Source organism: Kitasatospora sp. NPDC048407, assembly GCF_043200475.1.
Lineage (GTDB): Bacteria > Actinomycetota > Actinomycetes > Streptomycetales > Streptomycetaceae > Kitasatospora.
The window spans coordinates 496,636-519,877 of record NZ_JBICXW010000001.1 but is presented as its reverse complement, the minus strand read 5'-3'; the positions used below and the strand labels follow the sequence as shown (position 1 = coordinate 519,877).

The 23,242-nt window shown below is 72.8% G+C and carries 25 protein-coding genes; 14 read left to right on the top strand and 11 right to left on the bottom strand.

Annotated features, from left to right (window positions below; translation table 11 throughout):
- Positions 1-72: 72 nt before the first annotated feature.
- Positions 73-1,074 (bottom strand): helix-turn-helix domain-containing protein, encoded by a 1,002-nt coding sequence (locus ACGFWJ_RS02440; protein ID WP_392944402.1) that lies wholly within the window; start codon positions 1,072-1,074, stop codon positions 73-75.
- 274 nt (positions 1,075-1,348) lie between these two features.
- On the opposite strand from ACGFWJ_RS02440, the gene helR reads away from it, so the two are divergent.
- Entirely contained in the window at positions 1,349-3,511 is a 2,163-nt protein-coding gene (gene helR / locus ACGFWJ_RS02435) for an RNA polymerase recycling motor ATPase HelR (protein WP_392944400.1), read from the top strand.
- Positions 3,512-3,644: 133 nt separating this feature from the next.
- Here the strand turns inward: helR and ACGFWJ_RS02430 are convergent, their stop codons facing one another.
- The 4 genes from ACGFWJ_RS02430 to ACGFWJ_RS02415 all read right to left on the bottom strand — a co-directional run bounded on the left by ACGFWJ_RS02430 (position 3,645) and on the right by ACGFWJ_RS02415 (position 6,085).
- Positions 3,645-4,268, bottom strand: a complete 624-nt coding sequence (locus ACGFWJ_RS02430) for a dihydrofolate reductase family protein (RefSeq protein ID WP_392944398.1) — start codon at positions 4,266-4,268, stop codon at positions 3,645-3,647.
- A gap of 65 nt (positions 4,269-4,333) precedes the next feature.
- Positions 4,334-5,056, bottom strand: coding sequence for a hypothetical protein (locus ACGFWJ_RS02425; RefSeq protein WP_392944396.1), 723 nt, complete (start codon positions 5,054-5,056; stop codon positions 4,334-4,336).
- Positions 5,057-5,076: 20 nt separating this feature from the next.
- Entirely contained in the window at positions 5,077-5,529 is a 453-nt protein-coding gene (locus ACGFWJ_RS02420) for a hypothetical protein (RefSeq protein ID WP_392944394.1), read from the bottom strand.
- Positions 5,530-5,620: 91 nt separating this feature from the next.
- Positions 5,621-6,085 carry a PaaI family thioesterase gene (locus ACGFWJ_RS02415; protein ID WP_392944392.1) on the bottom strand — a complete coding sequence of 155 codons (465 nt, stop codon included), beginning with the start codon at positions 6,083-6,085 and terminating at the stop codon, positions 5,621-5,623.
- A gap of 110 nt (positions 6,086-6,195) precedes the next feature.
- Between ACGFWJ_RS02415 and ACGFWJ_RS02410 the strand changes: the two genes are divergently transcribed.
- The 3 genes from ACGFWJ_RS02410 (at position 6,196) to ACGFWJ_RS02400 (ending at position 7,854) form a co-directional block, all read left to right on the top strand.
- Positions 6,196-6,864, top strand: a complete 669-nt coding sequence (locus ACGFWJ_RS02410; protein ID WP_392944390.1) for a TetR/AcrR family transcriptional regulator — start codon at positions 6,196-6,198, stop codon at positions 6,862-6,864.
- Between the two features lie 174 nt (positions 6,865-7,038).
- A complete protein-coding gene (locus ACGFWJ_RS02405; RefSeq protein ID WP_392944388.1) occupies positions 7,039-7,473 on the top strand; it encodes a low molecular weight phosphotyrosine protein phosphatase in 435 nt (144 codons plus the stop codon).
- A gap of 63 nt (positions 7,474-7,536) precedes the next feature.
- On the top strand, positions 7,537-7,854 hold the full coding sequence (locus ACGFWJ_RS02400) for a hypothetical protein (protein WP_392944386.1): 318 nt from the start codon (positions 7,537-7,539) through the stop codon (positions 7,852-7,854).
- 72 nt (positions 7,855-7,926) lie between these two features.
- Here ACGFWJ_RS02400 and ACGFWJ_RS02395 read toward each other — a convergent pair whose 3' ends face one another.
- The gene (locus ACGFWJ_RS02395; RefSeq protein ID WP_392944384.1) at positions 7,927-8,952 is read right to left on the bottom strand and encodes a saccharopine dehydrogenase family protein; all 1,026 of its coding nucleotides are present in this window, start codon (positions 8,950-8,952) and stop codon (positions 7,927-7,929) included.
- Positions 8,953-9,055: 103 nt separating this feature from the next.
- On the opposite strand from ACGFWJ_RS02395, the gene ACGFWJ_RS02390 reads away from it, so the two are divergent.
- Complete coding sequence (locus tag ACGFWJ_RS02390) at positions 9,056-10,006, top strand: GlxA family transcriptional regulator (RefSeq protein WP_392944382.1); 951 nt, start codon at positions 9,056-9,058, stop codon at positions 10,004-10,006.
- On the opposite strand, the gene murG is transcribed toward ACGFWJ_RS02390, so the two are convergent.
- A complete protein-coding gene (murG, locus tag ACGFWJ_RS02385; protein ID WP_392944380.1) occupies positions 10,007-11,176 on the bottom strand; it encodes an undecaprenyldiphospho-muramoylpentapeptide beta-N-acetylglucosaminyltransferase in 1,170 nt (389 codons plus the stop codon).
- A 105-nt stretch (positions 11,177-11,281) separates the two neighbouring features.
- On the opposite strand from murG, the gene ACGFWJ_RS02380 reads away from it, so the two are divergent.
- Positions 11,282-12,220, top strand: coding sequence for an alpha/beta hydrolase fold domain-containing protein (locus ACGFWJ_RS02380; protein ID WP_392944378.1), 939 nt, complete (start codon positions 11,282-11,284; stop codon positions 12,218-12,220).
- A gap of 180 nt (positions 12,221-12,400) precedes the next feature.
- Here the strand turns inward: ACGFWJ_RS02380 and ACGFWJ_RS02375 are convergent, their stop codons facing one another.
- Positions 12,401-13,273 carry a haloalkane dehalogenase gene (locus ACGFWJ_RS02375; protein ID WP_392944376.1) on the bottom strand — a complete coding sequence of 291 codons (873 nt, stop codon included), beginning with the start codon at positions 13,271-13,273 and terminating at the stop codon, positions 12,401-12,403.
- 85 nt (positions 13,274-13,358) lie between these two features.
- Here ACGFWJ_RS02375 and ACGFWJ_RS02370 point away from each other — a divergent pair, with 85 nt between their 5' ends.
- The gene (locus ACGFWJ_RS02370; RefSeq protein WP_392944374.1) at positions 13,359-13,841 is read left to right on the top strand and encodes a MarR family winged helix-turn-helix transcriptional regulator; all 483 of its coding nucleotides are present in this window, start codon (positions 13,359-13,361) and stop codon (positions 13,839-13,841) included.
- A 61-nt stretch (positions 13,842-13,902) separates the two neighbouring features.
- Here ACGFWJ_RS02370 and ACGFWJ_RS02365 read toward each other — a convergent pair whose 3' ends face one another.
- Positions 13,903-14,454: a pyridoxamine 5'-phosphate oxidase family protein gene (locus tag ACGFWJ_RS02365; RefSeq protein ID WP_392944372.1), complete on the bottom strand. Its 552-nt coding sequence runs from the start codon at positions 14,452-14,454 to the stop codon at positions 13,903-13,905.
- 195 nt (positions 14,455-14,649) lie between these two features.
- Here ACGFWJ_RS02365 and ACGFWJ_RS02360 point away from each other — a divergent pair, with 195 nt between their 5' ends.
- The 6 genes from ACGFWJ_RS02360 to ACGFWJ_RS02335 all read left to right on the top strand — a co-directional run bounded on the left by ACGFWJ_RS02360 (position 14,650) and on the right by ACGFWJ_RS02335 (position 21,124).
- Positions 14,650-15,567, top strand: coding sequence for a metal-dependent hydrolase (locus ACGFWJ_RS02360; RefSeq protein WP_392944370.1), 918 nt, complete (start codon positions 14,650-14,652; stop codon positions 15,565-15,567).
- Between the two features lie 450 nt (positions 15,568-16,017).
- The gene (locus ACGFWJ_RS02355; protein WP_392944368.1) at positions 16,018-16,953 is read left to right on the top strand and encodes a PDR/VanB family oxidoreductase; all 936 of its coding nucleotides are present in this window, start codon (positions 16,018-16,020) and stop codon (positions 16,951-16,953) included.
- A gap of 21 nt (positions 16,954-16,974) precedes the next feature.
- On the top strand, positions 16,975-17,808 hold the full coding sequence (locus ACGFWJ_RS02350) for a M24 family metallopeptidase (protein ID WP_392944366.1): 834 nt from the start codon (positions 16,975-16,977) through the stop codon (positions 17,806-17,808).
- Positions 17,805-19,538 carry an SDR family oxidoreductase gene (locus ACGFWJ_RS02345; RefSeq protein WP_392944364.1) on the top strand — a complete coding sequence of 578 codons (1,734 nt, stop codon included), beginning with the start codon at positions 17,805-17,807 and terminating at the stop codon, positions 19,536-19,538. The genes ACGFWJ_RS02350 and ACGFWJ_RS02345 overlap by 4 nt, the downstream gene beginning before the upstream one ends.
- Before the next feature lie 116 nt (positions 19,539-19,654).
- Positions 19,655-20,482 carry a DUF3626 domain-containing protein gene (locus ACGFWJ_RS02340; protein WP_387634557.1) on the top strand — a complete coding sequence of 276 codons (828 nt, stop codon included), beginning with the start codon at positions 19,655-19,657 and terminating at the stop codon, positions 20,480-20,482.
- A 6-nt stretch (positions 20,483-20,488) separates the two neighbouring features.
- A complete protein-coding gene (locus tag ACGFWJ_RS02335) occupies positions 20,489-21,124 on the top strand; it encodes a LysE family translocator (protein ID WP_392944362.1) in 636 nt (211 codons plus the stop codon).
- On the opposite strand, the gene ACGFWJ_RS02330 is transcribed toward ACGFWJ_RS02335, so the two are convergent.
- A complete protein-coding gene (locus ACGFWJ_RS02330) occupies positions 21,102-22,088 on the bottom strand; it encodes a helix-turn-helix transcriptional regulator (protein ID WP_392944360.1) in 987 nt (328 codons plus the stop codon). The two genes, ACGFWJ_RS02335 and ACGFWJ_RS02330, sit on opposite strands and share 23 nt — an antisense overlap.
- A 100-nt stretch (positions 22,089-22,188) precedes the next feature.
- Between ACGFWJ_RS02330 and ACGFWJ_RS02325 the strand changes: the two genes are divergently transcribed.
- On the top strand, positions 22,189-22,854 hold the full coding sequence (locus ACGFWJ_RS02325) for an alpha/beta fold hydrolase (RefSeq protein WP_392944358.1): 666 nt from the start codon (positions 22,189-22,191) through the stop codon (positions 22,852-22,854).
- A 6-nt stretch (positions 22,855-22,860) separates the two neighbouring features.
- Here ACGFWJ_RS02325 and ACGFWJ_RS02320 read toward each other — a convergent pair whose 3' ends face one another.
- Positions 22,861-23,193: a hypothetical protein gene (locus ACGFWJ_RS02320; RefSeq protein WP_392944356.1), complete on the bottom strand. Its 333-nt coding sequence runs from the start codon at positions 23,191-23,193 to the stop codon at positions 22,861-22,863.
- Between the last annotated feature and the right edge of the window lie 49 nt (positions 23,194-23,242).

Sequence of the window (23,242 nt, the reverse complement as noted above, 5' to 3'; positions counted from 1 at the left end):
GGCCGGGCCGGACCAGTGCGTTTGGCATCGCGTGCCCGGCCGGTTGGCGAGGCGTCACCTCTCAGGAACGGCTCACGGGCAGGCGTGCCGGCGGTGGTCGCGCGGGGCGAGGCCGTACGCGGTGCGGAAGGCGCGGCTGAAGTCGTCGGGGCGGGGGATGCCGCAGCGGGCGGCGATGGTGCCGATCGGGACGGTGCGCAGGGCGGGGTCGGCGAGGTCGCGGTGGGCCTTCTCCAGGCGCAGGCGGCGGATCCACGCGGCCACGGTGTCGCCGTCGGTGTGCAGGGCGAACAGGCGGTGCAGGTGACCGACGGAGATGTGGTGGGCGGCGGCGATCACGGCCGGGGACAGCTCGGGGTCGTGCAGGCGGCGGCGGACGAAGGCGCGGACCTGTTCGACGGTGGCGCGCTGCCGGGCGGTCTCGGGCAGGCCGGCGTCGTCCGCCAGCTCATCGGCCAGCCAGGCGGCGACCAGGTCCACCGCGATCGGGCCGAGCCGGTCGGCGACCGCCGGGCCGAGGACGGGGGCCTGCCGGTCCACGCTGAGCAGGAAGTCCGCGAGCACCGCGGCCGTCCCCTCGGACGCCCGGATGCCCCGGCCGATCAGCCGGCGCAGCCGGTGCGGCGGGATCGGCAGCAGCGCCATCGGGAAGTCGATGCCGACGCCCTGGACCCGCGGTTCGCCGTCCGCCCCGGCACGTTCGCCGAGCGCGCGCAGCTCGTACGGGCGGGAACTGTCCAGCATGGTCAGCTCGCCGGGCCGGAACACCTGCGTCGGCTCGCCGTCGCGGTGCAGGGCCAGCGCCCCGTGCTGGACGAGCGTCAGGTGGAACACGCCGGGGTCGGAGCGCCGCACCCGGGCGTCGGTGCGCCGGAACCGGGCGGACGGAAAGGAGGTGCCGAGGAAGGTCACCGGACCGAGTTCGGAGCGGCGCAGTTCGGCGTCGAAGCGGTCGGTGTCTGGGGTGGTGGTGTCGCAGTCCCTGGTCAGTGCGATCAGATCGCGCCAGAGCTCGAACCGCTCCTGCGGCCGGAGTTCCGCGAACGGGCCGACGCTCTCCGTCGCCGCGGCCATGGCGTGTCCCACCTTCCGTTGCCCTCCGGCCACTCGCCGTGTCGGCCCCAATCATCGCAGGTCAGGCGCGGTATCGGTGCAGGCCCCCGGGCAACAGAAGAGGCAGGGAGCCGATGCTCTCCTGCCGCTATTCAAACTTATACCGGACGGGGGGCCTTGCGGCAAGGCCCCCCAGGTAGCGCACAATCACTGACTGAATCCGGGAAACCCGCGCAATAGGAACAAGCGGGGCGAAACGCGCGAAACACCCGGCAGGGGATCGGAGAAGCACCACATGAGCCAGCAGACGACCAGCGCCTTCGAGTTGCCCGAGCGGCTCGCCGCCAAGGCGGACCCGGCCCTGATCGCCGACGACGAACGGCACTTCGCGGCCATCGCCGCGACCCTGGAACAGGACATCGCCGAACTGACCGCCCGGCTCGACGAGGTCCGCCGCCGCCCGGGCGGAGCAGGCCGCGAGGCCATGGACCGCGACAACGAGATCCACCAGATCTCGTCCCGGCTGCGCACGCTGCGCCGCTTCGGCACCGACCTGTGCCTCGGCCGGATCGTCCACACCGACAGCACCGAACCCGTGTACATCGGCCGCCTCGGCCTCGCCGACGCCGACGGACAGCGCCTGCTGATCGACTGGCGCTCGCCCGCCGCCGAACCGTTCTTCGCCGCCACCCACGCCAACCCGATGGGCCTCACCAGCCGCCGCCGCTACCGCTGGCAGCGCGGCAAGGTCGGCGACTACTGGGACGAGGTGTTCACCGCCGACGCGCTCGACGGCCACGCCGCCCTCGACGACCAGTCCGCGTTCATCGCCAGCCTCGGCTCCGCCCGGTCCGAGCGGATGCGCGACGTCCTCGCCACCATCCAGGCCGACCAGGACGCCATCATCCGGGCCGGCTCGCGCGGCGCCCTGGTCGTCGACGGCGGCCCCGGCACCGGCAAGACCGTCGTCGCCCTGCACCGCACCGCCCACCTGCTGTACTCCGACCCGCGGCTCGGCCACCGCAAGGGCGGCGTGCTGTTCGTCGGCCCCCACCAGCCCTATCTGGCCTACGTCGCCGACGTGCTGCCCAGCCTCGGCGAGGAAGGCGTCCAGACCTGCACCCTGCGCGACCTGCTCCCCGAGGGCGCGGCGGTCGCGGAGGAACCCGACCCCGAGGTGGCGAGGCTGAAGGCCACGGCCGGCATGGTCCATGCGATCGAGCAGGCCGTCCGGATCTACGAGGAACCGCCCACCGAGGCCAGCAAACTCGCCATCGAGTGGTACGAGTTGTCGGTCCAGCCCGAGGACTGGGCCGAGGCCTTCTCCGCCGTCGGCCCCGGCACCCCGCACAACGAGGCCCGCGAGACGATCCTCGACGAACTCATCACCATCCTGATCGACAAGAACGCCGACGCCCTCGAGGACGAGGAGCACGGCATCTCGCCCGAGATGCTCGCCCGCGAACTGCGCCGCGACCGCGAACTGCTCGGCGCGCTGCGCCGGGCCTGGCCGATCCTCGAACCCACCGACCTGGTCGGCGACCTGTGGACCGTCCCCGCCTACCTGCGGCTGTGCGCGCCCTGGCTGAGCCGCGAGGAGATCCGCACCCTGCAGCGCACCGACCCCGCCGCCTGGACGCTCTCCGACCTGCCGCTGCTGGACGCCGCCCGCCGCCGCCTCGGCGACACCGACGCCGACCGCCGCCAGCGCGCCCACCGGGCCCGCCTGGCCGCCGAACGCGAACTGATGGACGGCGTCGTCGACCACCTGCTCAACTCCGACGACGACGGCGAGGGCGCGACCATGATGTTGGGCGGCGCCGACCTGCGCGACGCCCTGATCGACCACTCCGACCCCGAGCCGGTCAACCCCGACCTGCTGGCCGGCCCGTTCGCGCACATCGTGGTCGACGAGGCGCAGGAACTCACCGACGCCGAATGGCAGATGCTGATCGCCCGCTGCCCGTCCCGCTCCTTCACCATCGTCGGCGACCGCGCCCAGGCCCGGCACGGCTTCACCGAATCCTGGACCGAACGCCTCCAGCGGGCCGGCCTGGACCGCATCACCCTCACCTCGCTGAGCGTCAACTACCGCACCCCCGAAGAGGTCATGGCCGAGGCCGAGCCCGTCATCCGGGCCGCCCTGCCCGACGCCAACGTCCCCACCTCGGTCCGCCGCAGCGGCCTGCCCGTCCTGCACGGCACCCGCGCTCTGCGCGACGAGCTGCTGGAGCGCTGGCTGGCCGAACACCCCGAGGGCACCGCCTGCGTCATCGGCGACCCCACCTTCCTCGGCCTGCCCCGGGCCCGCTCGCTCAGCCCCCAGCTGGTCAAGGGCCTGGAGTTCGACCTGGTGGTGCTGGTCGACCCCGAGGCGTTCGGCGACGGCATCGAAGGCGCGGTGGACCGCTACGTGGCGATGACCCGCGCCACCGGGCAGCTCGCGATCCTGCGCTGACGTCAACTGCTCGTGGACGGGCGGCGGTTCACCCATACTCGATCGCACGACCGAGGAACCGCCGCCCGAATACGTCGTCCCCGCCGCCAAGGCCGCCCGCACCCGGGTGCTGACCGCGATCGCCGACGCGTAGTCAGTCTGCGGTGTTCGGGCCGAGCACCCGGTAGCGCAGGTGGGTGACGGTCTCGGAGGGAATGACCTCGACGGGCTCCAGGGCGATCCGGAGGCCTTCGAGGAGGCGTTCGCCGGCGCCGAGGGTGACGGGGACGAGGTGCAGGACGAGTTCGTCGAGCAGGCCGGCCCGGAGGTACTGGCGGACGGTGGCGGCGCCGCCGGCGATCTCGACGTCCTGCTCGCCGGCGGCCGCGCGGGCCCGGTCGAGGGCGGCCTCGATGCCGTCGGTGACGAACTCGAAGGTGGTGCCGCCGGCCATCGGGAGCGGCTTGCGGGGGTGGTGGGTGAGCACGAACACCGGTGCGTGGTACGGCGGTTCGGCTCCCCACCAGCCCGTCCAGCTGTCGTCCCAGGCGCCCCGGCCCGGGCCGAACATGTTCCGCCCCATGATGTGCGCGCCGGTGTTCGCGTGCAGCACGCCCAGCAGGTGCGCGTCCTGCTCGCGCCCCGGCCGGTCGGTCTCGAACATCCAGGAGGTCAGGGCCTCCCGGGCGCCCGTGCCGAACGGGTACTCCAGGCTCTGGTCGGGCCCGGCGGTGAACCCGTCCAGCGAGATGGCCATGTTGGCGGTGACGATTCCCACGAGGGCTCCCGGTGGCTTCGACGGCTGTGTGTTCCCCCGGCGATGCTAGGCAGCCGGGCGGCCGTTCAGCGGGAGCCGGGTGGCGGAGTGTCCTGCGGGGTGTCGTCCGGGAGCTCGGGCGGGTCGAGGCGGACGCGGCGGTCGGTCGGGTTTTCCGCCAGGTAGCGGACGGTGGCCTTCGCACCGAGCTGCGGTGGCAGGTGCACCCGGAACTCGTACCTGGCGCGGACGGTGGGTTCCCCGTCCTGCCCGTCGGTATAGCGGAGTGTCAGGGTGGTGGCCGTCCGGCCCCAGTTGTCGATCTCTTCGAGCGACTTGCCGATCGCGACCACCACGGCCCGGCGGGTCACCGCCTCGGCGGCGAACCGCCGTTCCGCCAGGGCGCGTTCGCGAGGCTGGTTCAGGCAGAACAGCCGCCGCCTGCGATCCTTCCGGGCGGTGAACACCACCCCGACCGCGGCGGCCACCGCCACCGGCAGCGGCCAGGGGCTGGGCATCCCGACGGACGCGCCGATCGCCATGGTGGAGATGGCGGCCAGGGTGGCCGTCCACGGCCCGAAGACCGGATGGATGTGCTCCAGGGTGTCCAGGCCGGCCGCCGCGAAGGCCATGAAGGCCCCGTACGTGAACGCCGCCATCACCAGTGCGGCCGGCTGCTCCCGGTACCCCGCCCCGGTCAGCCAGCCGCCGACCAGCCCGACCAGCACGGCGATCGCCAGGCCCACCCAGCGCAGCCAGAACAGACGCGGCCACTTCCCCGCCGGGGGTATCGAACGTTGGTAGTCCATGGGCGGGGATGTTAACTGCTCTACCGCAGTGGTTCGTTCGCGTCCTGCGGGATGTCGAGCGGGCGTTCGCGCAGGGCCTGTTCGCGCGGCTTGTCGGTGGCTCGCGGCAGCCGCTCACGGTACTTCCTGGCGATCTGCACCAGCCAGACCGCGGCGGCCGCCGCCAGCGCCAGCGGCCGGAGGTCGGCCGCCCCGGCGGCCGCCCCGAGGGCGAAGGTGAGGGTGGCGACCACGGCGGCCGTCCACCCTCCGAACATCGGGGCGCGGGTGCGGGGGTCCTTCCGCCCGGCCAGCGCGAGGGCCATGAATGCCGCGAACGTCACCGGCCCCAGGACCGGCGCCGCCGACATGTGGCGGCCGGTCAGCCAGCCGCCGACCAGCCCGACCAGCAGCGGGATCGCCAGGAGCACCCGGCGCGACCCGGGAAGTCGCGGCCACTGTCCCGCCGGTGGCACCGATCCTTCGTTGTTCATGGCCCGGGATGGTAGCGGTTCTGCTGCCGGAGCGGAGTCGCGTCCCGAGGGGCGTTCTCCGTCGCGGGCTGTTCGGCGGGCGGCGGGTCCGTCAGGCGTCGCGCAGCAGGCAGGTCAGGCGGCAGCTGCTGATGCGCTTTCCGGCGGCGTCGGTGATGGCGACCTCGTAGGTGGCGGCGGTGCGGCCGCGGAAGACGGCGGTCGCGATGCCGGTGACGTGGCCGTCGGTGGCGGGGCGGTGGTGGGTGGCGTTGAGGTCGACGCCGACCGCGTAGCGGTTGGGCCCGGCGTGCAGGGCCGCGCCGATCGAGCCGAGCGACTCCGCGAGGGCGGCGGAGGCGCCGCCGTGCAGCAGGCCGTACGGCTGCTGGTTGCCGTCGACCGGCATGGTGCCCACGACCCGGTCCGGGGTGGCTTCGAGGATGCGGATGCCCATCCGTTCGGCGAGGCGGCCGAGCGGGATGCGGTCGGGGTGGGCGCCGAACTCGGCGACATGGTCGGTGAGTTCGGCGGGAAGGTCCTGGAGCGGGTCGAGCGGGGTTGCCTGGTTGGTCATGGTGTTCCTGTCCTGCGGGGTGGGCGCGTTCAGCCTGGTGGCGGCGGTTCGAGCAATTTCTTCAGGACTGTAGCTACAGATGTGTAGCTTTCACAAGATAGGCTGGCGCCATGGTTCGACCGCCCACGCCCGCGAAGCGCCCCTACGCCCCGCGGATGGCCCCCGCCGAGCGGCGGGAGCAGCTCCTGGACACGGCACTCGAGATCATCAACCGCGACGGCGTGGCAGCCGTCTCGGTCGATGCCGTCGCCAAGGCCGCCGGGGTCACCCGGCCGGTGGTCTACGGGCAGTTCACCGACGCGGACCACCTGCTGCGCGCCCTGCTCGAACGCGAAGGGGAACGGGCCCAGGCCCAGATCGCGGCCACGCTGCCGCGCGACCTGAACGGGGCGGACCCCGTCGAGGTCTTCACCGGCGTCGCCCGCGGCTACTACGACGCGGTGGTCACCGCCCCGAGCCGCTGGCGCGCGATCCTGCTCCCGGTGGACGGCTCACCGCCCGCCGTGCGCAGGTACAAGGAGCGCAGCGACGCGCTGGTCCGGGAGCAGTTCGCCCACGCCGTCCGCTGGTTCCTCCGCGACGCCGCCGATGCCGACGATGCCGACGACGTCGCCGATCTCGACGTCGAACTGCTGATCCGGGTGCTGCTGGCGGCACTTGAGGAAGGCGGCCGGCTCGTGCTCAACGCCCCCGACGAGTACCCGCCCGAGCGCCTCACCGCGATGGCCCGGTTCCTGGTCGAGACCTTCCTGCACCGCTACCCGTACACGGCGCGCTGAGCCGGCGTCGATCCGGCGTCGTCCTGGTGGGGGAGTCGAGCCGCATCGACCTGATGGCGTAGCGGCGGCCACTCGTTGGTGCACTCCGCAGGGCCGTCCCGGCTGCCCGTACCGCCGAGCGGCGCGGGCCTGGCCGATGATCACAGGCACCGCCCTCGCCCCCTGGAGGCCCCGATGCCAGCCAGCAGCCCGCCCAGGCGCATCCTCGTCGTCTGCCTCGGCAACTACTGCCGGAGCCCGTTCGCCGCCCGGGTGCTCACGGACCTCGGTGGCGGGGCGCTGGAGGTGCGCTCCGCCGGACTGATCGGCAGGTGGCAGGAGGCGCACCCCGAGATGGTCGCCGTGGCGGGCGTCCTCGGCTACGACCTGACCGTCCACCACCCCACCCGCGTCACGGCGGAAATGATCGAATGGGCCGACCTGGTCCTCGCCATGGACCACGCGGTGCTGGACCGGCTCTACGCCCTGGTCGGCCCCGACAGCACCACCGAGATGCGCCTCTACCTCGACCACGACCGCGACGTCCCCGACCCGATGGGCCGCTCCGCCGTCGAGTTCGTCTACTGCGCCCTGCTGATCGAGGCGGGCGCGGCCATCCATCTGCCCTGACGGGCCGTCAATGCCGGGGGTGCGCCAGGTTTCCCCTGCACTTTCGTCGAACGATCACCGGGGGTGATCTGCGAGTTCCGCCCGACGAGCGGCGACACCTGCCTGATGCTCGACATCTCGGTGGTCGACAGCGTTCAGGGCCGGCCCACCGAGCCCGAGTTCGCGATCCTCCTCGCCGCGCGCCTTCAGCTGCCCGTCCTGTTCCCCGACCCGTGCATCGATCCGAGTGCGTACTGGGTCGCCGACCCGCTGGGAAAAACGGCGCGTGCGCGCCTGTACGCACCCGACGAGGAGGGCGGGGACTACGTCATCGATGCGGTCGATGCGCCGGTTTCGGGCCTGCCGGGCATTCCCGTGAAGAATTTCGAGGAAGCGGTCTGAAGGTTCCGGCCGGAGAGGCACCGCCGTCCGGTCGAAATCCCCTGGGACGTGGAACAGGCCGGGTGAGCCCGGTCAGCCGAACTTCGGCGCGAGGTGCGCGGACAGGGCGCGCAGGAAGTCCGGGGCGTCGAAGACCGCGCCCGCGGAGGCGACGCCGGTGGTCCGGGTGCGGCCGGTGAGGATGCGGTCGACGGCCTCCACTGCGAGTGGTGCGGTGACGGCGTAGATGTCCTGGCCGGCGGCGGACGCGCGGCGTTCGGTGTCGCCGGAGCGGACCAGGACGTCGACGACGAAGGTCTGGGCGGAGCGGCCGCGTTCGTCGACGGCGGTCGGCGCCGGGGCGTCGGGGGCGGACAGGTCGGCGGCCGCGTTGGTGGTCATGTAGGTGCGCACCTCCGGGACGGCCAGGTGGCTGGGGACGGTGACGACGTCGGCCATGGTGAACTCGCCGAGGACGCGCCGCGGGCCGAGCGGGGCCGGGAAGGGCCAGTCGAGGGTCGGCAGGGCATCGTCGTGGTGCTCCAACTGCCCACCGGTGAAGCGGAGTCGGCGGCCGCCCCGGCGCTGCCCGGAGACCGCGCCGGCGGCGAGCGTGCCGGCGGTGGGGTGCCAGCTGCTCAGGCCGTAGGCGATGTGGGCCTCGTCCGCCGCCGTCCAGTCGCCCATCGCGGCCGTCACCAGCAGGTCGCCGAGGCCGCCGTAGAAGGCCATCGCCGGGACTACCACGGTGCCGGCTGCGCGGGCGCGTTCCGCGAACTGGGCGAAGGTGTCGAGATTGGCCTCGATCTCGGCGGCCACGTCGACGTACGGGATCCCGGCCCGCAGTGCCGCCTCGATCAGCGGGGCGGCGGTCGTGGCGAACGGTCCGGCGCAGTTGATCACGGCGGCGGCGCCGCGCAGGGCACGGTCGAGCGCGGCCGGGTCGTCGACCGAGGCCTGCCGTGCCTCGAAGCCCGGCCCGGCCGGCTCCGCCAGCTTGTCCCGGTCGCGGCCGACGAGCAGCGGGAGGTACCCGCGCTCGTGCAACTCCGCGACCACGAACCGTCCGGTGTGCCCGTAGGCCCCGTACACCGCCACCACGTTCCGGCTCGACACCATCCGTCTGCTCCCGCGTGCTCGAAGTGAACTGCCAGGAAGATCCTGTCCGTTCGGGGATCCGGCGCCCAGTGTCCGGAACGACACGACCCGTACAATTTCCGACATGACCCCTGCCGCCGCGCGCTCCGTCGCGATCGCCGCCACCGACGGCATGCTGCACTTCGAACTCGCCCTGGCCCAGGAGGTGTTCGGCTCGCGCCCGGACGCGGTGCCGGGGCCCTGGTACGAGGTCAGGGTGTGCGGCACGCGGGCCGTCCGGGTCGGCCGGTTCCTGCTGGAGCCGGACTGCGGGCTCGAACGGCTGGCGGACGCCGGGACGGTGATCGTTCCCGCGCTGGCGGACGTCGACCGGGAGCCGCCGGCCGACCTGGTCGAGGCGGTGCGCGCGGCCCACACGGCGGGGGCGCGGGTGGTGTCGCTGTGCACCGGCGTGTTCGCGCTCGCCGCCGCCGGGCTGCTGGACGGGCTGCGCGCGACCACGCACTGGGCGCACACCGAGGAACTGGCCAGGCGCCACCCCCGGGTGGAGGTCGACCCGGACGTGCTCTACGTCGACAACGGCCAGGTGCTCACGTCCGCCGGCAAGGCCGCGGCGATGGACCTGTGCCTGCACCTGGTCCGCCGCGACCACGGCTCGGCGATCGCCAACGCGGTCGCCCGGCGCCTGGTCGTGCCGCCCCACCGGGCAGGCGGCCAGGCCCAGTTCGTCACCACGCCGGTGCCCGTGCAGGACGACCATCCGCTGGCCGAGCTGCTCCCGTGGGTGATGCGGCGGCTGGACGAGCCGCTCACCGTCGAGGACCTGGCCCGCCGGGTGAACCTGAGCTCGCGCCACCTGGCCCGGCACTTCCGCTCGGTGACCGGAACCACCCCGCTGCAGTGGCTGCTGACGCAGCGGATCCGGCGTGCGCAGGAACTGCTGGAGACCACGGACGACAGTGTCGACACCATCGCCGCGGCCTCGGGCCTGGGCACCTCGACCACACTGCGCCGCCACTTCCACCGCACGATCGGGGTGCCGCCGGACACCTACCGCCGCACCTTCCGGGCGTGACTATGCGGGGCGGGCGACCGACAGCAGGACGTCCACCAGCCGCTCCGCCGCGTCCGGGCGGCCGTGCTCGCGCGCCCGCGCCGCCATCGCGGCCCGCCGTGCGTCGTCCTCCAGCAGCGGGCCGAGTGCCGAGCGGAGGTCGTCCGGCGTGACCGTTCCGAGCAGGGCGACGGCCGCGCCCGCCTGCTCCAAGTGGGCGGCGTTGTGGGCCTGTTCGTTGCCCGCGGCCGAGGCCAGCGGGACGAAGACGGCCGCCTTGCCCAGCGCCGTCAGCTCCGCGAGGGTGCCCGCGCCGCTGCGGCTGACCACCACGTCCGCCAGCGCCAGCACGTCCGGCAGTTCGGCGCCCATGAAGCCCGTCAGGTAGTAGCGGCCCATCAGGTGGGCCGGCAGCCGCGCCGCCCGGGCGTTCAGGTCGGCCTCGTTCGCCGGGCCGCACTGGTGGACCACGTTCGCGCGCTCCAGCAGCCACGGCAGGACGCCGGACACCAGGTCGTTGATCTGTGCCGAGCCCTGCGCGCCGCCCGTCACGTACACCGTCGGCAGCGAACGGTCGAAGCCGTACAGGCCGAGCGCCGCCACCGCCTTGTCCGGGTGGCCGGTCAGCACCGCCGGGCGGACCGGGTTGCCCGTCACCACGGCGGTGCTACGGGCGGATTCCGGCAGCAGGGGAAGCGTCGACTCCGAGGAGACCGCGACCCGGGTCGCCGCCCGGGCCAGCACCTTGTTCGCCAGCCCCAGCCGCACCGTCTGCTCGTGCACCACCAGCGGGGCCCGGCAGGAACGGGCCGCCAGGCCGACCGGCACCGCCACGTACCCGCCCGTCGCCAGCACCACGTCCGGCTGGAACTTCCGGATCAGCGACCGGGCCTGGACCGCGCCCCACGGCACCCGGAGCATGTCCCGCACGTTCGCCGGGGACAGCAGCTTCAGCGGATTGCTCGACCGCCGCACCTTGCCCGTGGCGACCGGCTCGAACGGAATCCCCTCCGCCGGCGCGATCCGCGCCTCCAGGCCCTTCGCGGTGCCCACCCAGAGCACGTCCACGCCGCGACGCTCCGCCGCCAGCCGCTGCTGCAACGCCCGCACCGCCGTCAGCGCCGGGTAGGTGTGCCCGCCGGTCCCGCCGCCCGTCACCACCAGCCTGAGCGCCCTCTGTTCGCCGGCCATCCGCGTCCTCCTCCAGATCGTTCTGTGCTGCTGTGGTCCAGGGTGCACGCTTACCTGGCGGGCCGTCACATTCCGTGGCGCAACGGTGGAGAGGGTGGGGAACGGGTGCGCGAGGCGTACGTGGATCGTGAGGTGGCGGCGGCCGTCGCGGCCCGGGGCGGGGTGCCCGCGCCGCTGACGCCGGACCGGCTGCGGGAGTGGCAGCGGGCCGACGCGACGGCCCGACCGCGGCCCGGGCTGCGGGAGTTGACGGACGGGGGGCGGTTCTCGGTGGGCGTCGGGGACGGGGTGGTGTGGGCGCGGCCGGCGGAGGCCCGTGGGCGGCTGCCGGTGCTGCACTACCTGCACGGGGGCGGGCTGATCGGCGGCAACGCGTACGCCGTACTGCCGCGCGTGCTACGGGAGTTGGCGCAGCCGTTGGGGCTCGCGGTGGTGTCCGTCGAATACCCGCTCGCGCCGGACGCGCCCTACCCGCAGCCGCTGCACGCCTGCCGGGAGGCGCTGCGGTGGACGGTGGCCAACGCTGGTTCGCTGGGAGTCGACCCCTCGCGGGTGGTGTTGGCCGGAAAGAGCGCCGGGGGCGGCCTCGCCGCCGCGCTCGCCCTGCTGCTGCGGGACGAGGGCGGGCCGGTGACGCTCGGCCAACTGCTGCTCAGCCCGATGCTCGACGACCGCGGCGACACCGCGTCCGCCCGGCAGTTGGCCGGCCACGACACCTGGGACGCCACCTCCAACGCCACCGCCTGGCAGGCCGCCCTTGGCGCGCGGTTCGGCACGCCCGACGTCCCGCCGTACGCGGCGCCCGCCCGCGCCACCTCACTGGCGGGCCTGCCGCCCGCGTACCTGGAGGTCGGCTCGGCGGAGACCTTCCGCGACGAGGTGGTCGCCTACGCGAACGGCCTGTGGCGCGACGGCGGCAGCGCCGAACTGCACGTATGGCCAGGCGCCTGCCACGGCTTCGACACCCTCGCCCCGCACGCCGCCGTCAGCCACGCGGCGGTGGCGGCCCGGCGCGGGTGGCTGCGGCGGCTGTTGATGGAGTGACGCGGGCGTCGGACGTCAGGTGGGTGGCTGGTGTGCTCGGTCCGCTCGGTCCGCTCGCAGGATTCGCGAGACGTGGATCCGCGCCTCATGAGGTTCTTCTCGCCGAGATGGCGGGCAGCACCACTGCAGTGTCGTCGCGATCAAGGGGCCCGGTGGCCGGCTCAGCAACCGCTTGGGTGATCAGCGTGGCCGATCGTCGGTCAGAGTGTGCCGCCGAGCCCACGCGCCAATCGCGTCGGCGATGGCCTGGGGTTGGTCCTCGGGGGCGTGGTGGCCGGCCGGTCCGCAGTGCCGGGTTTCCAGCGCGGCAATGTTCTCCGCGCACCAGTCGGCCATCTCTTTGCCGATCAGCAGGGTGGGCGAGGAGTCGAAGGTGAGCAGCAACTTGGGGACCTCGTCGCTGTCGGCCAGCCACTCGACATACTGCTCGACCCGTTCGGCGACATCGGTCGGCTGCCCGTCCAGCGGTAGCGAGCGTGCCCACTCCAGCACCGGGCGGCGGCTTTCCCGAGTGGGGTACGGCGCCCGGTAGGGCTGCATGTCCGCCTCGCTGACCGGGTTCAGCACGCCTCCGGTGAAGGCCGACTCCAGGAAGACGTTTTGGTCCAGCACCAGCGTCTCGCCCTGGGGTCCGCGCATGGCCTGGGCGCGCGAGCGCGGTCCGTAGCCCAGCTCGTTCCAGGACATCGGCCGAACAATGGTTTCGAAGAAGGCCATGCCGCGGATCCGATCGGGGTGGCGAGTTGCCCAGTCGAAGGCGAGTGCGCCGCCCCAGTCGTGGCCGACGAGCACCACCCCGTCCAGGCCCAGCTGGTCGAACCAGTCGTCCAGGTAGCGGGCGTGGTCGGCGAACCGGTACGGCACGTTGGGCTTGCCGGAGCGGCCCATGCCGATCAAGTCCGGGGCGAGCAGGCGGGCGGGCAGGTCGATTTCGGGCAGCACCTTGCGCCACAGGTGGGACGAGCTGGGGTTGCCGTGCAGAAAGACGAAGGGGGTGCCGCTGCCCGCCTCCTCGTAGAACATCGTCGAGTCCAGTACGTCCGCCACCGGCATGACGTCCTCCTATTGGTTCGTCACACTAACGTTCCCTTGCCGGGCAGAGTATTTTGTTAGTGTGACTAGCGCAAGGGATATGGGCATGGGCAACTACCCGCCCGACACGGCTCGTTCGGCCGACCGGCAGGCCACTGCCGCGCGGCTGTGGAATCTGCGGACCCGGCTCCTGTCGCTGGCCGCGATCCAGTCGGATCGTCTGGTGAACGAGAAGCTGGTGCGGGAGGGCGCCCGCAAGTGGTATTTCGCGGTACTCGCCACACTGGACGAGTTCGGACCCGCAAGCCAGGCAGAACTGGTCTCCCGCACCAGGATCTACCGCAGTGACATGGTCGCGGTCATCAACGAGCTGGCCGATCGCGGACTGGTGGAACGCTCGCCCAACCCCGCCGACCGCCGCCAGAACGTCATTACCCTCACCCGGCAGGGCCGCCGCCAACTGCTGACGCTGGACAAACTGCTGACCGAAGCGGAGAACGAGGTGCTCGCGCCACTGACGCCTCAGGAACGCGAGCAGTTGGCCCGACTCCTCGCTGTCCTTGTGCACCACCACGGCCAGGACATGTGAACAGGCCGCGCGCCCTCGGCGCGGTGTGGCGGTGCATCCCGGTCGGCCGGGCGGTGGTGGGTCAGCCCGGGATGTCGGTGGGGGTCCAGTTGGTGGAGGTCCAGCCGGTGGCGGTGCGGGAGAAGCGCAGGCGGAGGTGATCGCGGTCCGGGCTTGCCTGCCAGAACTCGGCGGTGACGGCGTGCAGGGCGTAGCAGCGGAGGGTGGGGGAGGGGGTGGTGCAGGCCGGGGCGGGGTGGACCGGGCCGCGGAGGCGGACCTGGCGGCCGGGGTGGGGCCAGTAGACGGTGAGGGCGGCGTCCGGGTGGGCGGCGAGTTGGCGGGCCTTCGGGGAGTCGGGCTCGGTCCAGAAGTGCCAGGCGCCGGCGGCCGGGTCGATGTCGCGCAGGACGAGCACCCGGGCGTCCGGGCGGCCCTCGGCGTCGACCGTGGAGAGCGTCATCACCTGCGCGTCCGGGACGCCCGCCGCGAGGGCGTCCAGCAGCCAGGCGGTGAACAGGGCGGCCGGATCGGCAGGGGTGGCCGGGTCCGGCGCCGGGTAGGTGGTGGCCGCGAGGACCGGATGGGCGATCAGGGCCCGGACCAGCGGGCCGGGTTCGGTGCGGTCGGTCAAGGCGTCTCCCGGGGTGGCTTCGGGTCACCCTATCGAGCGCTTATTAGACTCAATGTTGATAAGAACTGCCGAACCTCTTGTCGGGCCCGCTACCCGCGAGTAGTTTGCCCCTGTGCCCACGGGTCCACCGGGACTCCCCGGAGGCCGGCCCGCCGCTCCGTCAGCCCCCCAGTCGCAGGTACAGGAGGCACCCCCATGCCGCGCCCCACCCCCTCCCGCAGCCTTCGGCCCGGGCAGCCCGCGTCCGTGCACGACAACCTCGTCCTCGAACCCCGCGACGTCCACTTCGACTGGTCGCAGCTCCCCCTGCACTGGATCCCCGACGAGCCGATGGCCACCCACACCATCAACGTCCTGCACCTGCTGCTCCCCGAGGGCGAACGGTGGTTCGTCAAGGTGTTCAAGGAAGCGCTGCCGCTGATCCGCGACGACCAACTGCGGGAGGAGGTCCTCGGGTTCATCGGCCAGGAGGCGATACACGCCGAGGCCCACCAGGAAGTCCTCGACCACCTGCTCGGGCAGGGTCTCGACCCGCGGCCGTACGTCCGCCAGATCAGCTGGCTGTTCCGCCGCGTCCTCGGCGACAAGCCCGGACTGAACGCGCGCCAGCGCCGCGAGAACATCATCGAACGGGTCGCCTTCATCGCCGCGATCGAACACTTCACCGCGTTCCTCGGCAACTGGGCCCTCAACTCGCCCGGCCTCGACCGAGCCAAGGCCGACCCCACCATGGTCGACCTGCTGCGCTGGCACGGCGCGGAGGAGGTCGAACACCGCAGCGTCGCCTACGACTTGATGCGCCACCTCGATCCCGGCTACCTGCGCCGCATCCGCGGCATGGCCGTCTCCGGCCCGCTGCTGGTGCACCTGTGGATCCGGGGCGCGCGCTTCATGCTCGCCGCCGACCCGTCGCTGGACGGGAGGGTGGTGCCGACCTGGCGGGAGGCCCAGAAAGCCGCGAGGCGGGGACTGCTCCCCGAACCGGGCCGGTTCGTGCGGTCCGCGCTGCGGTACTTCAGCCCCGGCTACCACCCGACGAACGAGGGCAGTTCTTCGCAGGCGCTCGCGTATCTGGCGAAGTCGCCTGCGGCAAGGGCTGCCGCGACGCGATAAGCGTTGCGAGACCAGAGGGAGCACAACCAGGGGCGCGGGGAACTGCGCGAAGGGGGAGGGGACTTCGGAAAGATCCGGGGTCCTGGAGCACTCGATTCCTGGTTGCGGCCCACGCGAAAGGGTGCACGCCCATGGGGGCCGTTCACGTGCAACTGGCTGTCGGAGCACGGATCTTCCGGACGCGTTCGTTCCCCTTCGCGCCGTTCCCCGCGCCCCTGTCTTCGCGCCCACCTGCTTTCGCAACCCTTCTCTCCCTGCCCCTCTCTTTCCACCCCCGAGAGCACCCGGAGTCGTACCCCCATGGATCTCGAAACCCCGCCCCCCGACCTGTACGGCCGTCCCCGGGCCGACCGGATGTTTGCCCGGCTGACCGCGTTCGGTGATTGGTACAGTCCGGTGCTCGGGCGGCCGGGGTTGCGGCGGAGCCCCCGGCGGGGGGAGTCGCGGGGGGTGCCGCCGTTGTACCTGGTGGTGACGTCGCACCAGGTCATCGCCGAGGACGTGGTCGAGTTGCGGCTGGCCGACCCCTCGGGCGGGATGCTGCCGGAGTGGCAGCCGGGTGCGCGGGTGCTGGTGACGTTGCCCTCGGGGCGGGAGCGGCACTACTCCCTGTGCGGGGATCCGGCAGATCGGCACGGGTACCGGGTCGCGGTGCGGCGGATCGCCGATGGTGGTGGCGGGTCGGTGGAGGTGCACGACGAGGTGCATGTGGGGATGCGGTTGCGGGTGCGGCGGCCCCGGAACGGGTTCGCGTTCTGTGGGGAGCCGCAGGTGCTGTTCCTGGCCGGCGGGATCGGGATCACGCCGCTGCTGCCGATGGCACGGGCGGCCCAACATGCGGGTATCGACTGGAAGTTGATCCACACCGGCCGCACGGCCGACGCGCTGCCGTTCACCGCCGAGCTGAAGGCGCTCGACCCGCGCCGGGTGGAGCTGAGGACCGACGACGTGCACGGAGTGCCGGGCGCGGCCGAGTTGCTGTCGCACGCGCCGCGGGGCGCCGCGGTGTACGTGTGCGGCCCGGCGCCGATGCTGAGTGCGGTGCAGCGGGCGCTGGACGCCTCGCCCGCGGCGTCGCTGCACTTCGAACGGTTCGGCGCCGCGCCGATCGTGGACGGGCGGCCGTTCGCGATCCGGCTGGGGGAGGGCGGGGAGCCGGTGACCGTCCCGGCGGACCGTTCCGCGCTGGACGTGGCAAGGGAGTTGAAGCCGGACCTGGCGTACTCCTGCAAGCAGGGTTTCTGCGGGACGTGCGTGCTGAAGGTGGCGTCCGGGACGCCCGAGCACCGCGACCGCAGGCTGACCGAGGAGCAGCGGGCCGAGGGCCTGATGCTGCCGTGCGTGTCCCGAGCCGCCGAGGGCGAGACCCTCGTGCTGGAGGTGTGAGCGTTGAAGCAGCGCGGACAGATGCCCCGATTCCCGTTCGACGAGCGGGACTTGGCGAAGTTCCGGGAAGTGCAGCAGCTGGCGTACCACTGCGCGGAGCAGGTCGCGGCGTGGATGGAGCCCGGCGTCACCGAGCGCCAGGCGACCGCGAAGCTGCGGCGCAGCCTGGTGCAGGCCGGGGTGCAGGACTTCTTCCACGTGCCGTTCGCCTGGTTCGGCGACCGGACCGCGTTCCGGCACTTCCACACCCCGCTCCAATTCTTCGCCGGCTCAAGGGTGTTGAAGGAGGGCATGCCGTACGTGCTGGACTGCGCGCCGGTGGTGGACGGCTACACCGCCGACATCGGGTACGGCGGCAAGGTCGGCGAGAACCCGGTGTGGGACCGGCTCGCGCAGGACCTGCGGGTGTACCGGGAGTTGATCCTGCGCGAGGTGAAGGCGCGAAAGACGCTCGACCAGGTGTACGCGGCGGTGGACGCGCAGATCGCCGAGCACGGCTACGACAACCGGCACCAGGTGTACCCGGGCCGGGTGATCGGCCACCAGGTGACCAGGATGACCGCCCGCGGCCCGGCAGGGGTGAACCTGTTCGGCTTCGGCGTGCGCACGCTCCAGACCCTCGGACGGGAACTGGTGAAGGAACGCCTGGAGGGCCGTTCCCCGCTGTGGGCCGGCGGCAAGGCGTCCCGGCACGCCCCGACGCCCGGACTGTGGGCGGTGGAACCGCACATCGGATTCCGCGAGGTGGGCATCAAGTTCGAGGAACTCCTCGTGGTCACCGACGAGGACGCGTACTGGCTCGACGACGACCTGCCGCACGTGCGGCGCTGGGCACTCCAGGAGGGCACCGTATGACCGGCCGCAGCACCGAGATCCGTCGCCGCACCGTCGACTCCGGCGGGCTGAAGCTCGCCGTGTACGAGCAGGGCGACCCGGCGCACCCCACCGTGCTGATGGTGCACGGCTACCCGGACGACCACAGCGTCTGGGACGACGTGGCCGCCGACCTGGCCGCCGACCACCACGTGGTGCGGTACGACACCCGCGGCGCCGGCGCGTCCGGCGTGCCGGCCGGGCGGGAGGAGTACCGGCTGGAGCTGCTCGGACAGGACCTGTTCGCCGTCGCCGACGCCGTCAGCCCCGACCGGCCGGTGCACGTGGTGGCGCACGACTGGGGCAGCGTGCAGTCCTGGGAGGCGGTCACCGCCCCCGGCTCGTACCGGCGGATCGCCAGCTACACCACCATGTCGGGCCCGTGCCTGGACCACATGGGCCACTGGATCCGGCACCGGCTGCGCCGCCCGACACCCCGGCACGTCTCCCAACTGCTGCGCCAGGGCCTGCACTCCTGGTACATCGGCCTGTTCCACCTGCCGGTGGTCGCGCCCGCCGCGTGGAAGCTCGGCCTGGCCCGGCTGTGGCCCCGGGTGCTGAAGGACTTGGAGGCCGTCCGCCCCCGGCCCGGCCACCCGCAGCGGACCCTCGCCAAGGACGCCGTGCACGGCATCGAGCTGTACCGGGCCAACATGCGCCCCTCGGTCGCCCGGCCGCGCGAGCGCCACACCGAGGTGCCCGTCCAGCTGATCACCCTGCAACGCGACCGCTACGTCTCGGAGTTCCTCTCCGAGGGTCTGGAACAGTGGGTGCCCCGACTGACCCGCCGCACCCTGAACGCCACCCACTGGTCGGCGCTGCTGGAGAAGGGCCCACAGGTCGCCGCGCTGGTCCGCGAGTTCGCCGCCCGCGACCACGGCGCAGTGCGCCAGGAGCCGTCCGAGGGAGGCGAGTTGGTGGTCGTCACCGGCGGCGGCAGCGGAATCGGCCGGGCCACCGCGCTGGCCTTCGCCGACCAGGGCGCCCGGGTGGTGGTCTGCGACCGCGACCTGCCCGCCGCGCAGCGCACCGCCGAACTGTGCGCGCTGTCCGGCGTCAAGTCCGGCGCGTACCAGGTGGACGTGAGCGACGGCGCGGCCGTGGACGCGTTCGCCAAGCAGGTCGCCGCCGACTTCGGGGTGCCCGACGTGGTGGTCAACAACGCGGGCATCGGCCACTCCGGGACGTTCCTGGAGACCACCGAGGAGGAGTGGCGGCGCGTCCTCGACGTCAACCTGTGGGGCGTCATCCACGGCTGCCGCGCCTTCGGACAGCTGATGGTCGACCAGGGCCAGGGCGGACACCTCGTCAACCTGGCCTCCGCCGCCGCCTACCTGCCGTCCAAGGTGCTTGCCGCGTACGCGACTTCGAAGTCGGCGGTGTACATGCTCTCCGACTGCCTGCGGGCCGAACTCGCCCCGCACCGGATCGGCGTCTCCACCATCTGCCCCGGCATCGTCAACACCAACATCACCCGCACCACCACCTTCTCCGGCCTCGGCGAGGACGAACAGGCCGCCAAGCAGGCCCGGGTGTCCAAGATGTATGCCCGCCGCGGCTTCCCGCCGGAGAAGGTCGCCGCCGAGATCGTCCGCGCCGTCCGCACCCGCAAGGCCGTCGTCCCCGTCACGATCGAGGCCAAGGCCGCCCGGCTGCTCGGCCGGCTCAGCCCCGGACTGCTCAGGAAGGCGGCCCGGATCAACGCCGGGTGAGGACACGGCAGTTGGCGGGCGCCGCGCGGCCGGTGGGGGAACCGGCCGCGCCGCGCCCGCCTGCGCGGGGAAAACCGGCTTGGCCGCGCCCGCGTCATGGCGCGAGACTGCCGTGCATGGACACACCCGAAACCCGAGCCCTGCGGCACGTCGCCGCCCTCAGCAGCGGCGACCCGCTGCCCGCCGGGATCGACGTCACGCTCAACTTCCACCCCGACCGCGAGTTCGACGGAGTGCCGATCCTCGAGTCGCTCGCCCGGGACGGCGTGTACCGCTCCCAGTTCTCCACCGGCACCAGCAACGGCGGCCTCACCGCCCACCCCGGCGGCGACCGCTGGACGTGGGAGAGCCGGATCTTCGGCGGCGCCTACGACGACGCCCCCGCCGAGCGCCGCCCCGTCTACGGCGCGCTCAACCACCTCCGCAGCCCCTACGGCGGCGCACCCCGCTTCGGCTCCGCGCACTTCCGCCTCGCACCCGACACCCTGAACCGGGCCACCTTCTGCTACCCCGACAGCGTCTTCGAACCCGAACACTTCGGCACCGCCGACGCGATGGCCCTGATCGCCCTGGCGGAGGCCGACGAACAGGACCTGCTGGACGCCTACGTCGAAGCCCAACTGCACGGCACCGTACGGATACTGGACCACCTCGACGCGCTCGTCCTGGACCCCTGCTACCGGGGCACCGCCGTCGAGACCGCCGCCCGCGCGCTGCCCTGCCGCCTCGAATGGCACCCCGGCCACCGGCTGCTCGCGCACGAGTTGGAGCAGTACGCCGACTACCGGGGCCCGCACATCACCGCCCTCGGCGCGAAGATCGCCCACGATGGCGTGCTCGACCCCGCCGTCATCGGCGCCGCCGTCCGCAGCGGGCAGCACGACCCGCAGGAGCTCAAGAAGGTCTGGCACTGCCTGGCCCGATTCGGCCGGCCCGTAGGCTGACAGTCCATGGATCTGTCCCTGATGGCCGCGCCCCTCGCCTCCTTCGCCCTGGTCGTGGGCCTGCTCACCCTCACCCCCGGCCTCGACACCGCCCTCATCCTGCGCACCGCCGCCCTCGGCCGGCGCCGGCAGGCCTGGGGCGTCGTCCTCGGCATCCAGACCGGCACGATGATCTGGGGCACCGCCTCCGCCGCCGGCCTCAGCGTGCTGCTCACCGCCTCCCGCGCCGCGTACGAGACGCTGCGCTGGGCCGGCGTCTGCTACCTGCTCTGGATGGGCGTGCAGATGTTCCGCAACCGCCACCAGGAGGCCCTTCCGGAATCCGAGGAGGGCGACAACCCCGGTGGCTGGTGGGCGGGTTGGCGGCGCGGCACGCTCACCAACCTGCTCAATCCGAAGGTCGGCGTGTTCTACGTCGCCGTGCTGCCCCCGTTCATCCCCGCCGGGGTCGCGCACCTGCCCGCCGGTGTCCTGCTCACCTCCGTGCACGTGATCGAGGGCACCCTGTGGTCCGCCGTCCTGATCGGCTTCGCCCACACCCTGCGCAACTGGCTGCGCCGCCCCGCCGCCCGCCGGATGCTCGACCGGGTCACCGGCATCGCCGTCCTCGGCTTCGGCGTCAAGCTGGCACTGACCGACTGAGGTCCTCGGGTTCCGCCACGGCGGCGGCGAGCCGGTTCGCCGCCGCCGCCACCGCGGCCCGCAGCTCCGGGCCGCCGAGCACCCGGAAGTCGAACGGGACGGCGGCCAGCCACTCCTGGGCGTACATCGCCGCGTTGCGGGTGCTGCCGCGCAGCACGCAGCGCTCGCCCGCCGCCTCCAGCCGGCCCATCGGCGCGTTGATCCACGGCGCGACCCGGTCGAGCGGGGCGTCGAACACCACGTGCGTCGGGAAGGCCCAGCCCGAGCCGAGATGCTCCTCCAGCAGCGCCACCGGGTCGAGGTCGTCCGGCATCCGGAACCCCGTCGTGGTCTCCTCGGCCGCCAGCACCCGGTCGATCCGGTAGGTGCGCGTCGCGCCCGCCCGGTGCGAATGGCACAGCAGGTACCAGCGGGTCCGGCGCGCCACCACCGCCCACGGATCCACCTCCGCCCACCACTCGTTGCCCGCCCCGCTCCGGTACGTGATCACCGCGCGCCGCCGCGCCGCCACCGCCTCCACCAGCGTGTTCACCACCCCCGGATCCGGGTACACCGCCCACGGATCCGGCGCCGCCGCCGCATGCTCACGCAACGCCGCCGCCTGCCGCCCGACCTCCTCCGGCAGCACCCGCACCACCTTGTCCAGCGCCGCCCCCACCGGATCGCCCGGCTCACCGGCCGCCGGACGCCCGTCCAGCACCGCCATCACCAGCCCCAACGCCTCCGCCTGGGTGAACGCCACCGGCGCCAGCCGCGTCCCCCGCCGCAAGCGGTACCCGCCGTACGGCCCACGCTCCGACTCCACCGGGATCCCCGCCTCCCGCAGGATCGCCACATAGCGCCGCGCCGCCCGGTCCGTCACCCCGAGCTTCTCCGCCAACTCCTCCGCCGTGGTCCCCGGCCGGGCCCGCAGGATCTCCAGGGTGCGCAGCGCGCGGGCGGTGGGGCTCGTTCCTGTCGACATGTCCGCCAGCCTAGGCCGACCGCGCCGACAATCAGGAAGTGGATCGTCCTGAACCGCACCTAGCCTTTGGATCACACCCCCTCGACTTCGGGAGCTCACCATGGACATCCTGCTCATCGGCGGCCTCTGGCTGGACGGCACCGCCTGGCATGCCGTCACCCCCGCCCTCCGCGAACTCGGCCACCAGCCCCGGCCGTTGACCCTTCCGGCCACGGTTTCCACCACTCTGGACGAGCAACTCGCCGCCGTCCTCGCCGCGGTGGACGCCGCCTCCGGACCGGTCATGGTGGTCGCCCACTCCGCCAACTGCACCCTCGGCTGGCTGGCCGCCGACGCTCGGCCCGAGCGGATCGCCTCACTCGTCATGGTCGGCGGGTTCCCGCAGGCGGACGGCCAGCTCTACGCCGACCTCTTCGAAATCCGCGACGGCGTCATGCCGTTCCCCGGCTGGGCACCCTTCGAAGGCCCCGACGCCGCCGACATCGACGCGAGCCTGCGGCAGCAGATCGCCGCCAACGCCATCCCCGTCCCCGAAGGCGTCGCCCGCGCCCTCGTCCACCTGACCGACCCCCGCCGCTACGACGTCCCCATCACCATGGTCAGCCCCGAATACACCCCCGACCAGGTCCGCGCCTGGATCGCCGCAGGCCAGGCCCCCGAACTCGCCGCCGCCAAGCACGTCGAGATCCTCGACTTCGACTCCGGCCACTGGCCCATGTTCACCAAGCCCACCGAACTCGCCCACCTCCTCGCCGACCTGGCCTGACGCCGCTCACAGCCAACGCTCGGCGGCCTCCACGCTGTCGCTCACACCGGTGTTGAACGCGATCGCCGCACCCGGCGCATGCCGCCGCACCAGATTCACCACCTGCTCGAACAGCGACAGCAACGCCTCCGCCTTCCGAATCCCACCCCCGACCACCACCACGTCCCAGGGCCGCGTCACGAGCGCCCCGACGATCGCGGCCTCCGCCGCCCCGTCCCACGTGACCAGCACCGTGGCCGCATCGATCCCACGCTCCCCGAACCGCACCAACTCCCGCTTCAGAGCGGCACTGACGGCATCCCCGTCGAGCCCGGGGACGGCGTGCGGATCGATTCCCACGATCAGAACTGACGACGGGTCAGTGATGACGCTCGGTGGCCGTAGTGGG

What these genes read in the sequence shown, in the direction of transcription:
- ACGFWJ_RS02440 (WP_392944402.1), bottom strand. Translation starts at nt 1,074, where the DNA reads ATGGCCGCGGCGACGGAGAGCGTCGGCCCGTTCGCGGAACTCCGGCCG.
- helR (WP_392944400.1), top strand. Translation starts at nt 1,349, where the DNA reads ATGAGCCAGCAGACGACCAGCGCCTTCGAGTTGCCCGAGCGGCTCGCC.
- ACGFWJ_RS02425 (WP_392944396.1), bottom strand. Translation starts at nt 5,056, where the DNA reads ATGGACTACCAACGTTCGATACCCCCGGCGGGGAAGTGGCCGCGTCTG.
- ACGFWJ_RS02420 (WP_392944394.1), bottom strand. Translation starts at nt 5,529, where the DNA reads ATGAACAACGAAGGATCGGTGCCACCGGCGGGACAGTGGCCGCGACTT.
- ACGFWJ_RS02415 (WP_392944392.1), bottom strand. Translation starts at nt 6,085, where the DNA reads ATGACCAACCAGGCAACCCCGCTCGACCCGCTCCAGGACCTTCCCGCC.
- ACGFWJ_RS02410 (WP_392944390.1), top strand. Translation starts at nt 6,196, where the DNA reads ATGGTTCGACCGCCCACGCCCGCGAAGCGCCCCTACGCCCCGCGGATG.
- ACGFWJ_RS02405 (WP_392944388.1), top strand. Translation starts at nt 7,039, where the DNA reads ATGCCAGCCAGCAGCCCGCCCAGGCGCATCCTCGTCGTCTGCCTCGGC.
- ACGFWJ_RS02395 (WP_392944384.1), bottom strand. Translation starts at nt 8,952, where the DNA reads ATGGTGTCGAGCCGGAACGTGGTGGCGGTGTACGGGGCCTACGGGCAC.
- ACGFWJ_RS02390 (WP_392944382.1), top strand. Translation starts at nt 9,056, where the DNA reads ATGACCCCTGCCGCCGCGCGCTCCGTCGCGATCGCCGCCACCGACGGC.
- murG (WP_392944380.1), bottom strand. Translation starts at nt 11,176, where the DNA reads ATGGCCGGCGAACAGAGGGCGCTCAGGCTGGTGGTGACGGGCGGCGGG.
- ACGFWJ_RS02375 (WP_392944376.1), bottom strand. Translation starts at nt 13,273, where the DNA reads ATGCCGGTGGCGGACGTACTGGACTCGACGATGTTCTACGAGGAGGCG.
- ACGFWJ_RS02370 (WP_392944374.1), top strand. Translation starts at nt 13,359, where the DNA reads ATGGGCAACTACCCGCCCGACACGGCTCGTTCGGCCGACCGGCAGGCC.
- ACGFWJ_RS02360 (WP_392944370.1), top strand. Translation starts at nt 14,650, where the DNA reads ATGCCGCGCCCCACCCCCTCCCGCAGCCTTCGGCCCGGGCAGCCCGCG.
- ACGFWJ_RS02350 (WP_392944366.1), top strand. Translation starts at nt 16,975, where the DNA reads ATGCCCCGATTCCCGTTCGACGAGCGGGACTTGGCGAAGTTCCGGGAA.
- ACGFWJ_RS02345 (WP_392944364.1), top strand. Translation starts at nt 17,805, where the DNA reads ATGACCGGCCGCAGCACCGAGATCCGTCGCCGCACCGTCGACTCCGGC.
- ACGFWJ_RS02340 (WP_387634557.1), top strand. Translation starts at nt 19,655, where the DNA reads ATGGACACACCCGAAACCCGAGCCCTGCGGCACGTCGCCGCCCTCAGC.
- ACGFWJ_RS02335 (WP_392944362.1), top strand. Translation starts at nt 20,489, where the DNA reads ATGGATCTGTCCCTGATGGCCGCGCCCCTCGCCTCCTTCGCCCTGGTC.
- ACGFWJ_RS02330 (WP_392944360.1), bottom strand. Translation starts at nt 22,088, where the DNA reads ATGTCGACAGGAACGAGCCCCACCGCCCGCGCGCTGCGCACCCTGGAG.
- ACGFWJ_RS02325 (WP_392944358.1), top strand. Translation starts at nt 22,189, where the DNA reads ATGGACATCCTGCTCATCGGCGGCCTCTGGCTGGACGGCACCGCCTGG.